The organism is Actinomadura soli, from assembly GCF_005889715.1.
Lineage (GTDB): Bacteria > Actinomycetota > Actinomycetes > Streptosporangiales > Streptosporangiaceae > Spirillospora > Spirillospora soli.
Genome location: NZ_VCKW01000009.1, coordinates 1 through 14,544 on the forward strand (window position 1 = coordinate 1; position 14,544 = coordinate 14,544).

The following is a 14,544-nucleotide window of genomic DNA, read 5'->3' on the forward strand; positions in this document are numbered from 1 at the left end:
CGGCTGGAACGGGTCGGGCTCGAACAGGTCGTCGGCCAGGTCGCGCTGCCGGCGGTCGGCCTTCTTCGGCTCGTCCTCCAGCAGGGGCGTGTCGTAGGGCGGGGAGTGCTCGCCGACCTCCAGCTCGTCGCCCTCGTCCTTGACGGACTTCCTCTTGCGGCGGCGCTTCTTCGGCGCCTCGCCCTCGCCGTCGCCCTCGCCCTCGTTCGCGTCGCGGGACGGGCGCTGCGGGCGGCCCTGCAGCGTCGCCACCGCCCACAGGTCGGAGACCCGCTCGGGCACGCGGTTGATGGGCGTCGCGGTGACGACCAGGAGGCCGAACCCGGACAGGAGCAGCAGCAGCGGGACGGCCACCCACCCGCTCAGCGCCGCGTCCAGGGGGGCCGACACGACCCAGCCGATGACGCCGCCCGACTCGCGGACGCCGTCCATGTCCTTCGCGGGCGACGGGACCCCCGCCGCGATGTGCAGGATGCCGAGGACGCCGACGCCGAGCGCGGTCATGCCGATGACGATGCGTCCGGTGTCCTCGTGGTGCTCGGGGTGGCGAAGCGTCCGCCACGCCAGCAGGGCCAGCAGGATGGGCAGGATCATCGCCATGATGCCGATGCCGCCGCGCACGACCTTCTCCAGCGCGATGGTGACGACGCCGTCCGGGCGGAACCAGGTGACCGAGGCCAGCACGATCGACGAGCCGAGCAGCGCGAGCCCGAGCCCGTCTCGCCGGTGCTCGGGGTCGAGGCTGCGGGCGCCGTGCCCGTAGGCGCGGAAGATCGACCCGACCGCGACCGCCGCGAGCAGGTACAGCTTGAACAGGAGCTTGAAGAACCCGAGCACCGCCTGGGAGATCGGGTCGGGCTTCTGCGGGGAGCGCCCACGGCCCGAGCCGCGGTTCCCCTTCGAGCTGCCGCTCGAACGCTTCCGGGGGGACGACCCGGCGGACTTGCGAGCCGTGCTGCCCCCCGCACGCGAAGAGGTTTTCGTTCCCCCAGACGCACGTGTGGCCATGGTTATGAGAGTAACCAAGGACCCAAGAGGTTCCCGGGATGGCGGACGGGCGTGTTGACGCGCGTCCGCCGTCCCGGTACCGGACCTCCGGCTACACCTCGACGACCACCGGAACGATCATCGGGCGGCGGCGGTAGTTGTCGCTGACCCACTTGCCGACGGTGCGGCGGATGAGCTGGCCGATCTGGTGCACGTCGTTGACGCCGTCGCCGGCCGCGTCCCGCAGCACGCCCTCGATCCGCTCGATGATCTCCTCGAAGTCCTCGTTCATGATCCCGGCGCCGCGGGCGTGCACCTCGGGCCCGGCGACGAGCTTGCCGGACGTGGAGTCGATGCCGACGACGATGGACACGAAGCCCTCCTCGCCGAGGATGCGCCGGTCCTTCAGCGAGGTCTCGGTGACCTCGCCGACCGACAGGCCGTCCACGTAGACGTAGCCTGCGGGCACGGCGCCGACGATCTTGGCGCGGCCGTCGACGAGGTCGACGACGACGCCGTCCTCGGCGATGACGATGTTCTCGTCCGGGACGCCGGTGAGCGCCGCGAGCTTGGCGTGCGCGCGCAGGTGCCGCCACTCGCCGTGGATCGGGACGAAGTTCGCCGGCTTGGTCACGTTCAGCACGTACAGCAGCTCGCCCGCGGAGGCGTGCCCGGACACGTGCACGAGCGCGTTGCCCTTGTGGATGACGCGCGCCCCCCACCGGGTGAGCCCGTTGATGACGCGGTTGACGGCGTTCTCGTTGCCCGGGATCAGCGACGACGCGAGCATCACCGTGTCGCGCTCGGTGATGCGGATCGAGTGGTCGCGGTTCGCCATCCGCGACAGCGCCGACATCGGCTCGCCCTGCGACCCGGTGCACACCAGCACCAGCCGGTCGCCGGGGATGTCGTCCAGGTCCTTCTGGTCGACCATGATGTCGTCCGGGACGGTGAGGTAGCCGAGCTCGCGCGCGACGCCCATGTTGCGGACCATCGACCGCCCGACGAAGCAGACCTTGCGGCCGTTGGCGACGGCGGCGTCCAGGACCTGCTGGACGCGGTGGATGTGCGAGGCGAAGCAGGCGACGATGAGCCGCTCCTGCGCGGTGCGGAACACCTCGTCCACCACCGGGCCGATGTTGCGCTCGCTGGTGACGAAGCCCGCCACCTCGGCGTTGGTCGAGTCGGACATCAGCAGGTCGATGCCCTCGGCGCCGAGCCGCGCGAAGCCGGGCAGGTCGGTGAGCCGGCCGTCCAGCGGAAGCTGGTCCATCTTGAAGTCGCCGGTGTGCAGGACGAGCCCGGCGGGCGTGCGGATGGCGAGGGCGAGCGCGTCCGGGATCGAGTGGTTGACGGCGAGGAACTCGATGTCGAACGGCCCGAACGTCCGCCGCTCGCCCTCCACCACCACGTCGGTGACCGGTTTGATGCGGTGCTCGGTCAGCTTGGCCTCGATCAGCGCCAGCGTCAGCCGCGAGCCGACCAGCGGGACGTCGCGGCGCTCGCGCAGGAGGTACGGGACGGCGCCGATGTGGTCCTCGTGGCCGTGCGTGAGGATGACGGCCTCGATGTCGTCCAGGCGCTCCCTGATGTACTCGAAGTCGGGCAGGATCAGATCGATTCCGGGTTGCTCGGTCTCGGGGAACAGGACGCCGCAGTCGACGACGAGCAGGCGGCCGCCGTACTCGAACACCGTCATGTTGCGGCCGATCTCCCCCAGCCCGCCGAGCGCGACGATGCGCAGCCCGCCCTCGGGCGGGGCGGGCGGGTCCGAGAGCTCCGGGTGAGGATGACTCACCGGGTGACCTCCGGCACTTTGACTCCCCCTATCGTGAGGTCTTCACGCAGGCGCGCCGCGAACTCCGGCGAGGCCTCCACGAGCGGCGCGCGAAGCGGGCCGCCGCCGGGAAGGCCGAGCAGGTTCAGCGCTGCCTTGACGGCGATGGCGCCCTGCGTACGGGTCATGATGGCGGCGACCACGGGCAGCAGCCGCCGATGGATCTGCAGCGCCCGCGCGTGCTCGCCGGCACGGTAGGTCTCGATCATCTCATGCAGCTCGGTGCCGACGACGTGCCCCACCACGCTGACGAACCCGGCCGCGCCGACCGACAGCCACGGCAGGTTCAGGTTGTCGTCGCCCGAGTACCAGACGAGGTCGGTCTCCGCCATGACCCTGGACGCGCCGAACAGGTCGCCCTTGGCGTCCTTGACGGCGACGATCCGCGGGTGCTCGGCGAGCTGCATCAGCGTGTCGTTCTCGATCGGCACGCCGGCGCGTCCGGGGATGTCGTACAGCATGGCCGGCAGGCCCGTCGCGTCGGCCACCGCCGTGAAGTGGCGGATGAGGCCCTCCTGCGGGGGCTTGTTGTAGTAGGGCGTCACCACGAGCAGCCCGTTCGCGCCGGCGGCCTCGGCCTGCCGCGCGAGGTTCAGAGTGTGCTCCGTGTGGTTGGTTCCGGCACCGGCGACGATCACGGCGCGGTCGCCGACCGCGTCGATGACCGCGCGCAGAAGCTGCTGTTTCTCGTCGTCGCTCGTCGTCGGCGACTCGCCGGTCGTCCCGTTGACGACCAGGCCGTCGTGGCGCCGCTCGTCGACCAGGTGGGTCGCGAGGCGCGCGGCGCCGTCGTAGTCGACGCCGCCGTCCGGCAGGAACGGGGTGACCATAGCGGTCAGCATCCGCCCGAACGGAGCGTCAGGTGTTGTGCTGGGTGCCATGCATCGAACGGTACCGTTCCGGCCGTACCAGGTGGACCCGCAGGTCCGGCTGAGATCCGAGGCGGTGCGAAGGTGTTACCGGACGCGGCGTGGAGGAAGCCGCCGCCACACGCTCGGGGGTACGCGTGGCGGCGGCTCCACCTCCACATCGTGGCACGCAAATGCGACGTTACGGGGTCAGTCCGGCCACTTCCCGGACTCGGTTGCGTAACGTGACCCCGCGGTCATCCTGGGCGGCCCGACGTGCGGGTATTCCGGCGGCGGGCCGGATGGGACCGTTCCGCGACCGCCGGGCCCGCAGCGGTCCGGACGGCCTCAGCCGCCGGCGGTCTTCGCCGTCCGGGGCAGCCACGCGGAACGGTAGTGGGCCCATTCGTCCGGTCCGGTGGTCCAGTCCGCGTACACGCCGACGCCGAACGGGCGCCTGGGCGGCCGCTTCAGATCGTCGATCCCGCGCCGGACGCCGCGCAGCGCGACCGGCAGGTCCTCCGCCCAGCCCATGAGGGGGCGGTAGGTGGGGACGCCCATGAACACGGTCGTGCGGTCGCCGATGAGCTCCAGCGTGGTGCGGGTGTGGCGGGCGAAGTGCCATCCGGCGAGGGCCTCGGTCGGCAGCGACACGTCGTAGGTCATGATCGCGACCTGGTCGGCGAGCCCGGCGACGTCGCGCAGGAACTCCTCGGTCGGGCGGGGCGGCTGGTGGTACCGGCCGCCGCGCGGGAGCAGCGCCTTGTAGAAGGGCTGCGCCTCGTCCATGAGCGTCTGCTGCTCCAGCGCCACCGACAGCAGCTTCCCCCGCGAGCGGGTCAGCTCGCTGGTCGCCTTCATGAGCGTCATGAACGACGCGTCGTCGGGGTAGATGGGCTCGAAGTCGTAGTGGATGCCGTCGAACCCCAGGTCGAGGAAGACCTCGTCGGTCTTGAGCACCTGGGCGCGCACGTCCGGATCGTCCAGCTCGATGAGGCCGTCGCCGTCCACGATCCGGATCTGCCCGAGGTACGCCTGGGCGCGCACGCCCGGCGCGTACTCGCGGACGGCCGCGATCAGCTGCCGGGCGTAGCGGTACTTGCGGGCGGGGACGGTCCCGTCCGCCTCGAAGGGGCCGGTGTGGAAGAACACGTCGGTGATGCGGTTCCTCCGCAGCAGTTCTCCGAGCGCGCGGTACTCGGCGTCGCTGTGCGGCTCGCCGACCCACTGATGCCTCGCCCACAGCGCGTTGGCCTCGGTGCCGCGCGCCTGCGGCTCCTGCTGCCACCACACCCACGCCCCGGCCAGCACGAGCGCCACCAGGCCGAGCGCGTAGGCGGCGGCCCAGCCCGTCCAGCGCAGCACCCTGCCCGATACCCCACGAACCCGTCCGCTTCTCACCACCCCGCAATGATCCCGGATCTAACCGGCAGATCGGACACGCCATCTCTCGCTCCGCCCTCGCTCCGCCCAGCCGCCGCCCATGAAACGACCAGGCTTTGGACGTGATCGCGCGCCGCGCGCGGCGGCCGTTGACAACGGGGGAACCCTGTGATGACCAGGCGGCTCGGCGCCGCGGGCCCACGGTTCCCGACGAGGGCCGCGAGTCCCGGCGGGAGCAGCCCGGATCTCACCCGTCCACCGGGATGGAGGTCGAGCCGACATGCGAGTACGACCGGATCGGGCCGAACCAAGACCTCTGATCAGCACACGCGCCTTAGTGATCATCATCGTGGCCGTCGGCGCGGCGGCACTGACCGCCGCCGCTCCGCGGTTCGCGATTCCCATCGGGGTGGGCGTGGGGGTCGTCACCCTCCTCGCCCAGATCGTCAAGGACTGACTAGAACACCGGAATGATGTCTTCGGGGTCGATCATGGTGACCTCGACCCCGGAGATGTCGAGCTCGGGGATCGCCGGGAACGCGATGCCCCAGCGCTCGACGATGGCGCGGACGCGGGCGATGGCGACCTTCCAGTTCTCCGCCTGCTCCTCGAACGACAGCACGCCGAGCCCGGCGTCGCGGGCGTGGTCCATCAGGACGCGGTGGTTGGGGAGGAAGTAGGGCGGCAGGTCCCAGAAGCCGTCCGGCGGCTCCCAGAGGATCATCGACAGGAACACGAACCCGGCGCGGAGCTGCTTGGTGATCTGGCCCTTGACGTCCTCGGTGAGGCCGGGCCACTCGTTCTCCAGGATGGTCATGCAGATCTGCAGGTGCCGCGACTCGTCCCGGCCGATCTTCTTGAACATCTCGTCGAAGACCGGGTGCTCGGTCCCCGTGGCCATGCCGCGGAAGAGGGTGGAGGCCGCCATCTCGCCCATCATGAAGCTGGTGAACAGGACGGCGAGCGAGTACTTGCGGACGGCGGTGTTGTAGCCCTGCCAGTAGCGGCCGCCGTTGTGGTAGAGCCAGCCGATGTTGTTGTGCGCGGCCTTCTCCAGATCGGTCTCCGGACGCCAGTCGAGCGGGCCGCCCGGCCAGAGCTTGGCGATGGTCCGCTGGCAGCACTCCTCGTGGTTCATCTCGTCGCGCGTGATCGAGAAGAAGCACTTGCGGACGGGGTCCTCCTCGTGCTGCTCGAACGCGTGGATCGTGGCGCGGGCGAAGACGGCGGGCCCGGAGGCGTCGAAGTTGGCGAGGACGGCGAACCAGTACATGATCCCGAGCCGCTGCTCCGGCGTGAAGTCGCCGGGGCGCAGGTCGTCCCAGGGCAGGTCGGCGGGGTTCCAGACCACGCGCTTGGACTTCTCGTAGATGGCGGCGAGCTTGTCGGTCTCGACCCGCCACTCCATCGGGTAGATGTTCGGCTGCGGGATCTCCGGGGCGGGCCAGAACCCGCCCTCGGGCACGGTCAGCTTGCCGTCCATGGACGCCCCCCGGAAGTCATCGATGTGTGACGCTCCCTTCCTCCATCGTGCGCGACGGCCGCGCGTCCCGCAAACCGTCCCGCAGGCCGTCGGGCGACCGGTCGACGCGGGTGCGCTGGGTGAGGGCCACGCAGACCAGCACGGCGACGGCGGCGAGCGCGGTCGTGGCGTCGATCCGCTCGCCGAGGAGGATGCCCGACCAGAGCAGGGTCATGACGGGCTGGGCGAGCTGGACCTGGCTGGCGCGCGCGATCCCGGCCCGTGCCAGGCCCTCGTACCAGGCGAAGAAGCCGATGTAGGCGGAGAAGGCGGCGACGTAGGCGAAGCCGAGGGTGGCACGTCCCGTCCACTCGGGATCGGTCGTCGCGAGGAGCCAGACCGTCACCGGGACGGTGATCGGCGCGGAGAGCACGAGCGCCCAGGAGATGACGCGCCAGCCCGGCATGTCACGGGCGAGCCGCGCGCCCTCGGTGTAGCCCGCCGCGCAGGTGACCAGCGCGCCGAACAGCAGCAGGTCGGCGGCCGTGACGTGGCCCGCGCCGCGGATCAGCGCGAACCCGGTGACGCAGACCGCGCCGGCCGCCCCGGCAAGCCAGAACGCGCCGGACGGCCGCTCCCCCGCGCGCAGCACGCCGAACACGGCGGTGACGGCGGGCAGCAGCCCGACCACGACGGCCGAGTGGGCGGACGAGGCGCCGTTGTCGAGCGCGAGCGTGGAGAGCACCGGGAACCCGAAGATGACGCCGGCGACGACGACCGCGAACCCCGCGAGCTGGTCGCGGCGGGGGCGGGGCGCCCGCACCGATAGCAGTACGACGGCGGCGAGAACGCTCGCCGCGGCGGCGCGGCCGACGCCGATGAGGTACGGGTTCAGCCCGTCCAGCCCGAAGACCGTGCTGGGGATGGTGAAGGAGAAGGTCAGGACGCCGATGGCGGCGAGCCAGAGGCCCCGTCCCTGGCCGGTGCCCGCTATCGGCGCGGGGGCAGTAGCGCTATCCTTAGTTCTCATGAGACACGATAGCAGTGTTGCGGCGCTTGCCGATTCGCTGCGTGCCGACGTCCACCGGATGAGCGCCGGGGAGCGGCTCCCGTCCAGCCGGAGCCTGGTCGAGCGGCACCGGGTCAGCCCGGTGACGGTGTCGCGGGCGCTGGCCCTGCTGGCCGCCGAGGGCCTGGTCGTGACGCGGCCGGGCAGCGGCGCGTTCGCGGCCGGGCGCCGCGCGACCGCCGCCGAACCGGCCGACCTCGGCTGGCAGGCGGTGACGCTCGGCGACCGGTCCGTCGACGCGGCAGGGGTCTCGGGGCTGCTCACCCCGCCGCCTGAGGGCGTGATCGCGCTCAGCGGCGGCTACCTGCATCCGACGCTGCAGCCGGCGCGGGCGCTCGCGACGGCGATGGCGCGGGCGGCCCGGCGCCCGGACGCCTGGGAGATGCCGCGGCTCGGCGGGATGCCCGAGCTGCGCGCCTGGTTCGCCCGGGCGGTCGGCGGCGCCGTCTCCCCCGCCGACGTGGTGATCACCAGCGGCGGGCAGCAGTCGCTCACGACGGTCCTGCGGGCGCTGCTCCCGCCGGGCGCGCCCCTGCTGGTCGAGTCGCCGACGTACCTGGGCGTCCTCGCGGTCGCGCGGGCGAGCGGGCTGCATCCGGTGCCCGTGCCGGTGGACGCGGACGGCGTCCGTCCCGACCTGCTCGCCGAGGCGTTCGCGATGACCGGGGCACGCGCCTTCTACAGCCAGCCGACCTTCCACAACCCGACCGGCACGGTGCTGAGCGACGAGCGGCGCGCGCAGGTGTTGGAGGTGGCGCGGGCGGCCGGCGCCTTCGTGATCGAGGACGACTTCGCCAGGCACCTCGGCATCGCCCCGCCCCCGCCGCCCTTGATCGCGCAAGACGGCGACGGCCGGGTCGTGCACATCGCGTCCCTGACCAAGGCGACCGCGCCGAGCCTGCGGGTCGCGGCGGTCATCGCGCGCGGCCCGGTCGCCGAGCGGATCCGCGCGACGCAGCTCGTGGAGGAGTTCTTCCCGGCCAGGCCGCTGCAGGAGGCGCTGCTCGAACTGGTCAGCTCGCCGGGCTGGCCGCGGCATCTGAGCGCCGTCCGCGCGGCGCTGCGGTCGCGCCGCGACGCGATCCTGACGGCGTTCGCCCGGGACCTGCCCGAACTGGGCGTGAACCGTCCGGGCGGCAGCCTGCACCTGTGGGCGCGGCTCCCGGACGGCGTGGACGACGTGGCGCTGGCCGAGGCCGCCCTGCGCGCCGGTGTGCTGGTCAGCGCAGGGCGGCCCTTCTTCCCCGCCGAGGCCCCCGCCCCGTACCTGCGAATCAGCTACGGGACGGCGGCCTCGGAGCCGGAACTGGCGGAGGGCGTCCGCCGGCTCAGCACCGTCCTACATTTCTGAAGCGGTACAGAAGCAGAATTCGTTACCCTCCGGGTCGCGCCAGACCTGGAAGGGGGTCCGCGGGTTCCCCATCGGCTCGCCCGCGGGCGTCGCGCCGAGCCGCCGCGCCCGCTCCCCCGCCGCGTGGATGTCGGGGACGTCCAGGTCGAGGTGCACCCGGTTCTTGGTCGCCTTGGTCTCGGGGACGAGCTGGAACGCGAGCACCGGGCCGTCGCCGGCGAGCGGCTCCAGGTCGAGCCAGTCGTCCTCGCGCGAGGTCGTCTTCATGCCGAGCAGCCCGCCCCAGAAGGCGGCCATGGCGTCCAGGTCGGCGCAGTCGAACACGACCGTGGTCACGGTCGGGGTGATGCCGCTCATCGCACCCCTCCGGGCGCTCCCTCGGCCGTCCGCAGGATGCGCGCCGAGCGGGCGGAGCGGGCGGCGGCCCGCCTGCAGCCGGCCGCCGGCGGCGCCGGGTGCCGCCGGTGCCGCTGGGCGCCGATCCGGTCGGGTACCCCGCCGACCAGCCACCTGCGGACCCGCCGGGCGCGTTCGATCGACCGTGCGCGGGCGGCGAGGGTCGCTTCGACGATGTCGGCCTGGAGCCGGGCGTACTCACGCTCCGCCCATGCGTGCCGCGTGGCCGTCCCGGCGAGGTACGGCAGCGCCTTCATGATCGTCCTCCCATTGGTTGACACCGTCTAAACACTAACGCTGGTGTCGCGGACATGCAACCAGTAAAATGGGAATGCCAGTGTCGCAGGTTGGTAGACTGCGCGCGAACAGGCAGGAGAGGTGATGGCCGAGTCTCAGGACGACCCCGCGCCGCTGCTCAGGGACTTCGTCAACACGCTCAACGTCGAGGCCGCCGAGGACGAGCTGATGACGCCCGGACGGCTCGCCGCGTGGCTGGCCGGGCGCGGGCTCGTCCCCGAGGGCGCGCGGGCGTCCGGCACCGACCTGGTCACCGGGATCGCCCTCAGGGAGGGCCTCCGCGAGGCCATGTCCGCGCACCACGGGCCCCGGGGCGCCGACTTCCCGGACGACCTGGACGACGCCCTCGCCGCCCTGCCCCTGCGCGTCACGCTCACCGAGGGGCGGCCGCGGCTCGTCCCGCTCGACCCGCCCGGCACGGCCGCCGCCGGCCTGGCCCGCCTCGCCGCCGCGATCATGGACTCGGTCGCCGCCGGGACCTGGCCCCGGCTGAAGGTCTGCCAGGAGGACACCTGCCGCTGGGCGTTCCTGGACACCTCCAAGAACCGGTCCCGCGCCTGGTGCTCGATGAGCGTCTGCGGGAACCGCACCAAGACCCGCGCCTACCGGGCCCGCCGCCGGGCCTGACCGCGTCCCGGGGGCCTAGGGTGGGCGATGATCCCGGACGGAGAGGACGTGCCACGCCATGGCCGATGTCGGAGTGCGGCCCGCCCGGCGCGCGGACGCCGCCGCCGTCGCCGACATCCAGGTGCGCGCCTGGCGGCAGGGCTACCGCGACCTGCTGCCCGCCGCCGTCCTCGCCGAGGTGACCGGGCCCGCCGCGCTGGAGGTGTGGCGCGACAAGTGGACGGAGGCGGCCACGGCGCCGCCGAGCCCGCGGCACCGGCTGCTCGTCGCCGTGGCGTCCGACCTGGTCGTCGGGTTCGCGGCGCACGCCCCGGCCGAGGATCCGGATCTCGACCCCGCCGGCACCGCCGAGCTGATCACCCTGCTGGTCGACCCGCCGCACGCCCGCGCCGGGCACGGCAGCCGGCTGCTCGCCGCGACCGCCGACCTGCTCCGCGAGGACGGCTTCGCCACCCTGACCACGTGGACGTTCGAGGACGACGAGGTCACGCGCACGTTCCTCGGCTCGGCCGGCTGGGCCCCGGACGGCACGGCCCGGACGCTCGACATGGGCGAGCCCGTCCGGCAGATCCGCCTGCACACCGACATCAGCGGCTGACCTGTTCCCCAGGGGGCGGTGCGGACCTCGACCGCCCCGGCCATATCTTTGAAGCCGTGCCCGAGTCCACCTTCCTGACGCCGCCGCGCGCGCCCGTGCCCGCGGAGCCCGCCGCCGGACGCCGCCGCTGGCTCGGCATGGCCGTCATCAGCCTGGGCGTCTCGCTGATCGTGGTGGACGCCACGATCGTCGGCGTCCTGCTGCCGAGGATCGTCACCGACCTGGGCCTGACGACCACCGACGCCGAATGGGTCACCTCGGTCTACGCGCTGGTGTTCGCCGCGCTGCTGATCCCTTTCGGCCGGGCGGGCGACCTGTTCGGGCGGCGCCGGATGTTCGTGCTCGGCGTGGCGGTGTTCGCGGCGGCGAGCGTCGGCGCCGCGCTCGCGAGCGACGGCTCGGCGCTGATCGGCGCACGCGCGCTCCAGGGCGTCGGGGCCTCGATGGTCCTGCCGACGACGCTGTCGACGGTGAACGCCGTGTTCACCGGGCGGGAGCGCGCCGTCGCGTTCGGGATCTGGGGCTCGATGATCAGCGGCATGGCGGCGCTCGGGCCCCTCGCCGGCGGCGCGCTCGCCACCGGCGGCGGCTGGCGCTGGGCGTTCGGGATCAACCTGCCGCTCGGCGCCGCGCTGATCGCCGGCGCGCTGTGGCTGATGCCCGAGACCCGGCAGCCGCCGCCCGCCTCCGCGCGCCGCGCGGGGGCGCGGCGCGACGTCGACTGGCTGGGCGGGCTGCTGTCCACGCTGGGGCTCGGCGCGCTGGTCTGCGGGATCATCGAGGGCCAGACGTACGGCTGGTGGGTCGCGACGCGCCCGTTCTCGATGGCCGGGTTCGGCTGGCCGGAGTCGGGGCTGTCGCCTGTCCCGGTCGTGCTGGCGCTGGGCGTGGTGCTGCTCGCGGCGCTGGTCGTCGTCGAACGGTCCAGGGCGGCGGCCGGGCGCTCCGTCCTGCTCGACCTCGACCTGTTCCGCATCCCGAACTTCCGCCGCGGGAACCTCGCGTCCGCCCTGATCAACGTCGGCGAGCTGGGGCTGCTGTTCGTCCTGCCGCTGTTCCTGCTCGGCGTGCACGGCACGAACCCGCTGGAGATCAGCGTCGCGATCCTGCCGCTCGCCGCCGGCGCGTTCCTGTCCGGCGGGTACGCGGGCAACCTCGCCAACAGGCGCGGCGCGCACCGGGTCGTGCAGATCGGCATGGTGATTGAGGTCGGCGCGGTCGTCGCGCTGGGCGTCACGGTGTCGGCGTCCACCGGCGGGCTCGGGCTCGCGCCGTGGATGCTGCTGTACGGGCTGGGCCTCGGCCTGACGTCGGCGCAGCTGACGAACGTGTCGCTGGCGGACGTCCCGCAGGCGCGGGCGGGGCAGGCGTCCGGCACCCAGTCCACGGCCCGCCAGGTCGGCGCGGCGCTCGGCATCGCCGCCATCGGGACGGTGTTCGCGACGAGCCTCGGCCACGCGATGACCGACCGGCTCTCCGGCTCCGCGCTCCCGCCGGAGGAACGCGCGGCCGTCGCCCGCGACCTGCGCGAGAGCGCCGGGACCTACGGACGCGAGCTGCACGGCACGCCCGCGCGGGCCGCCGAGGCCCGCGCCGCCGACGAGAGCCTCGCCGTCGCGACCAGGCACGCCGCCCTCACCACCGCCGCGATCCTCGCGCTGGGGCTCGCCGTATCCCTGCGGCTGCGTCCCAGCGGTGATCACCATCGGGAAGAATCGAAGGGATAGTCCCCCTGTCGCCCCACGAGAACGAGCGGTAACTGTGGCCACGCTCTCCCAATGGGTCGCCGGTTCCCGGCCCCGCACCCTGCCCGCGTCCCTCGTCCCCGTCGTCGTCGGCACCGGCGTCGCCTCCGGTGAGGGCGGTGCGGTCTGGTGGCGCGCCGTGCTCGCCGCGGTCGTCGCGCTCGTCCTGCAGATCGGCGTGAACTACTCCAACGACTACAGCGACGGCGTCCGCGGCACCGACGAGGACCGCGTCGGGCCGCTCCGCCTCGTCGGGTCGAAGGTCGCGCCGCCGAAGCAGGTCCTCGCCGCCGCGCTCGGCTGCTTCCTCGCCGCCGCCGTCGCCGGGCTCGTGCTCGCCGCCGTCACGACCTGGTGGCTGCTGCTCGTCGGCGCGTTCGCGATCCTCGCGGCCTGGTTCTACACGGGCGGCAGGGCCCCGTACGGCTACCGCGCGCTGGGCGAGGTGTCGGTGTTCGTCTTCTTCGGCCTCGTCGCGGTCGCCGGGACGGTGTACGTGCAGGTCGAGGGCCTGCCGTGGGAGGCGTGGGCGGCGGCGGTGCCGATCGGGATGCTGGCCTGCGGGCTGCTCGTCGCGAACAACCTGCGCGACATCCCCACCGACCGCGAGGCCGGGAAGCGCACCCTCGCCGTCGTTCTCGGCGACCGCTGGACGCGCCTGCTGTACGCGGCGTGCACCGCGCTGCCGTTCATGATCGTCCTGGTGCTGGCGGCCCCGCATCCCTGGGCGCTGATCGCGCTGCTCGCCGCCCCGCTGTCGCTCCCGCCGACGCAGAAGGTGCTGGGCGGGGCGACCGGCCCCGCCCTGATCCCCGTGCTGGGCGAGACCGGCCGGCTCCAGATCGTCTACGGCGTCCTGCTGGCGGTCGGGCTCGCGCTCTGAGCGTCCGCGTCCCGCTCGGCGGCCCGGCCGGGGCGCTGAGCGTCCCGCTCGGCGAGCAGGACAGCGCCGGTGACGCCCATGAGGAGCCCGGCGAGCAGCCCGCAGAGCGTCGTCAGGTTGAGCGCGCTCGACGACCCCGAGTCGAGGAACTCCGGCTGGCTGAGCAGCGTGATGAGCCGGTAGAACGACCAGGCGAACGCGGCGCCCGCGCCGATCCACGCGCCCGCCAGCGGCACCGCGAACCGCTCCGGACGGCCGGCGCGCCGCACGATCGCGAGCAGCGCCACCGCGCCCCCGAGCGCCATCAGGCCCATCACACCGTCGGCCAGCTGCTGGACCGCGCCCCGCTGGTCGAGGTCCTCGGCGCGGATCCCGGCCGTGCCGCCGAACGCCCAGTAGAACTGCACCGCCGCGAAGACGACGGCGAACACCCCCGCCGTGCGCGCCAGGAGCACTTGCAGCGCATGCGTCGCGCCCCTTGCGACCTCGTTGGTGCGGGCTGTGAAAACGTCCGGCCACCTTTCGCGCGCGTGCAGGACGAAGGCGGTGAGCAGCCCGATCCCCTGCAGCGTGAAGCCCGCGTACACGACGCCGTACACCCAGCCCTGGATCGCGTCGTCGGACGTGGTGAGCGGCTCGGACGTGAACAGCGTCTGCACGAGGGAGCCGAGCGGGACGGCGAGGGCGATCGGCGCGAGCAGCCCGGCGCCGATCCACATCGGGGTCAGCACCAGCCACGCCGGGACGCGCAGGCCCCAGCGGAACGTGAACGCCAGGACGACCAGCACGGCGATCGCGTCCATGCCCATCGTGATCGCGTTGCCCACGAAGAGGGCTGAGTCTTTGGCCGCGTCCGCGTCGTTCCACCCGACCGTGCTGCCGGACAACCACGCGATCTTGAGACTGAGGTAGGGGACGCACGCCGCGACGGTCGCCGCGCACACGCCCAGCCGGAGCCGCCCCGGCCCGGCGCCCGTGACGGGCGCCCTCCCGGTGAGAACTGAAACGGTCATGCCCCGACGATGGCGCGAACGGCCCTCGTGCCACTTCCCGCCACCGGG

Annotated in this window: 14 protein-coding genes; 5 read left to right on the top strand and 9 right to left on the bottom strand. The window is 73.1% G+C overall.

Features of this window, described 5'->3' with window-relative positions; genetic code table 11:
- The 6 genes from ETD83_RS03100 to ETD83_RS03125 form a co-directional block, all read right to left on the bottom strand.
- A partial coding sequence (locus ETD83_RS03100; protein WP_230420639.1) for a DNA translocase FtsK 4TM domain-containing protein occupies nucleotides 1-837 on the bottom strand: 837 nt, incomplete at its 3' end.
- A gap of 262 nt (nucleotides 838-1,099) precedes the next feature.
- The gene (locus tag ETD83_RS03105; RefSeq protein ID WP_138643499.1) at nucleotides 1,100-2,785 is read right to left on the bottom strand and encodes a ribonuclease J; all 1,686 of its coding nucleotides are present in this window, start codon (nucleotides 2,783-2,785) and stop codon (nucleotides 1,100-1,102) included.
- Nucleotides 2,782-3,705: a 4-hydroxy-tetrahydrodipicolinate synthase gene (gene dapA / locus ETD83_RS03110; protein ID WP_138643500.1), complete on the bottom strand. Its 924-nt coding sequence runs from the start codon at nucleotides 3,703-3,705 to the stop codon at nucleotides 2,782-2,784. Before dapA ends, ETD83_RS03105 begins: the two co-directional genes overlap by 4 nt.
- Before the next feature lie 315 nt (nucleotides 3,706-4,020).
- The gene (locus ETD83_RS03115) at nucleotides 4,021-5,076 is read right to left on the bottom strand and encodes a glycoside hydrolase family 18 protein (protein ID WP_230420640.1); all 1,056 of its coding nucleotides are present in this window, start codon (nucleotides 5,074-5,076) and stop codon (nucleotides 4,021-4,023) included.
- A gap of 436 nt (nucleotides 5,077-5,512) precedes the next feature.
- Nucleotides 5,513-6,538, bottom strand: a complete 1,026-nt coding sequence (locus ETD83_RS03120) for a hypothetical protein (protein WP_138643501.1) — start codon at nucleotides 6,536-6,538, stop codon at nucleotides 5,513-5,515.
- 16 nt (nucleotides 6,539-6,554) lie between these two features.
- Nucleotides 6,555-7,547: a DMT family transporter gene (locus ETD83_RS03125; protein ID WP_138643502.1), complete on the bottom strand. Its 993-nt coding sequence runs from the start codon at nucleotides 7,545-7,547 to the stop codon at nucleotides 6,555-6,557.
- Between ETD83_RS03125 and ETD83_RS03130 the strand changes: the two genes are divergently transcribed.
- Nucleotides 7,546-8,937: an aminotransferase-like domain-containing protein gene (locus tag ETD83_RS03130; protein ID WP_138643503.1), complete on the top strand. Its 1,392-nt coding sequence runs from the start codon at nucleotides 7,546-7,548 to the stop codon at nucleotides 8,935-8,937. The two genes, ETD83_RS03125 and ETD83_RS03130, sit on opposite strands and share 2 nt — an antisense overlap.
- Here the strand turns inward: ETD83_RS03130 and ETD83_RS03135 are convergent.
- A complete protein-coding gene (locus tag ETD83_RS03135; protein ID WP_138643504.1) occupies nucleotides 8,926-9,294 on the bottom strand; it encodes a VOC family protein in 369 nt (122 codons plus the stop codon). The two genes, ETD83_RS03130 and ETD83_RS03135, sit on opposite strands and share 12 nt — an antisense overlap.
- Nucleotides 9,291-9,590 carry a hypothetical protein gene (locus ETD83_RS03140; protein ID WP_138643505.1) on the bottom strand — a complete coding sequence of 100 codons (300 nt, stop codon included), beginning with the start codon at nucleotides 9,588-9,590 and terminating at the stop codon, nucleotides 9,291-9,293. The genes ETD83_RS03135 and ETD83_RS03140 overlap by 4 nt, the downstream gene beginning before the upstream one ends.
- Nucleotides 9,591-9,714: 124 nt before the next feature.
- Here ETD83_RS03140 and ETD83_RS03145 point away from each other — a divergent pair, with 124 nt between their 5' ends.
- The 4 genes from ETD83_RS03145 to ETD83_RS03160 are packed head-to-tail and all read left to right on the top strand — an operon-like array spanning nucleotide 9,715 to nucleotide 13,483.
- Nucleotides 9,715-10,257 (top strand): CGNR zinc finger domain-containing protein, encoded by a 543-nt coding sequence (locus ETD83_RS03145; protein ID WP_138643506.1) that lies wholly within the window; start codon nucleotides 9,715-9,717, stop codon nucleotides 10,255-10,257.
- Nucleotides 10,258-10,315: 58 nt separating this feature from the next.
- On the top strand, nucleotides 10,316-10,855 hold the full coding sequence (locus ETD83_RS03150) for a GNAT family N-acetyltransferase (RefSeq protein WP_138643507.1): 540 nt from the start codon (nucleotides 10,316-10,318) through the stop codon (nucleotides 10,853-10,855).
- Nucleotides 10,856-10,911: 56 nt separating this feature from the next.
- On the top strand, nucleotides 10,912-12,582 hold the full coding sequence (locus ETD83_RS03155; RefSeq protein ID WP_230420641.1) for an MFS transporter: 1,671 nt from the start codon (nucleotides 10,912-10,914) through the stop codon (nucleotides 12,580-12,582).
- A gap of 34 nt (nucleotides 12,583-12,616) precedes the next feature.
- Entirely contained in the window at nucleotides 12,617-13,483 is an 867-nt protein-coding gene (locus ETD83_RS03160) for a 1,4-dihydroxy-2-naphthoate polyprenyltransferase (protein ID WP_138643508.1), read from the top strand.
- Here ETD83_RS03160 and ETD83_RS03165 read toward each other — a convergent pair.
- On the bottom strand, nucleotides 13,447-14,496 hold the full coding sequence (locus ETD83_RS03165; RefSeq protein ID WP_138643509.1) for a hypothetical protein: 1,050 nt from the start codon (nucleotides 14,494-14,496) through the stop codon (nucleotides 13,447-13,449). The two genes, ETD83_RS03160 and ETD83_RS03165, sit on opposite strands and share 37 nt — an antisense overlap.
- Between the last annotated feature and the right edge of the window lie 48 nt (nucleotides 14,497-14,544).

Excerpts from the sequence above, each read along its gene's own strand:
- dapA (WP_138643500.1), bottom strand. The coding sequence starts at position 3,705 with ATGGCACCCAGCACAACACCTGACGCTCCGTTCGGGCGGATGCTGACC.
- ETD83_RS03120 (WP_138643501.1), bottom strand. The coding sequence starts at position 6,538 with ATGGACGGCAAGCTGACCGTGCCCGAGGGCGGGTTCTGGCCCGCCCCG.
- ETD83_RS03130 (WP_138643503.1), top strand. The coding sequence starts at position 7,546 with ATGAGACACGATAGCAGTGTTGCGGCGCTTGCCGATTCGCTGCGTGCC.
- ETD83_RS03125 (WP_138643502.1), bottom strand. The coding sequence starts at position 7,547 with ATGAGAACTAAGGATAGCGCTACTGCCCCCGCGCCGATAGCGGGCACC.
- ETD83_RS03135 (WP_138643504.1), bottom strand. The coding sequence starts at position 9,294 with ATGAGCGGCATCACCCCGACCGTGACCACGGTCGTGTTCGACTGCGCC.
- ETD83_RS03140 (WP_138643505.1), bottom strand. The coding sequence starts at position 9,590 with ATGAAGGCGCTGCCGTACCTCGCCGGGACGGCCACGCGGCACGCATGG.
- ETD83_RS03145 (WP_138643506.1), top strand. The coding sequence starts at position 9,715 with ATGGCCGAGTCTCAGGACGACCCCGCGCCGCTGCTCAGGGACTTCGTC.
- ETD83_RS03150 (WP_138643507.1), top strand. The coding sequence starts at position 10,316 with ATGGCCGATGTCGGAGTGCGGCCCGCCCGGCGCGCGGACGCCGCCGCC.
- ETD83_RS03165 (WP_138643509.1), bottom strand. The coding sequence starts at position 14,496 with ATGACCGTTTCAGTTCTCACCGGGAGGGCGCCCGTCACGGGCGCCGGG.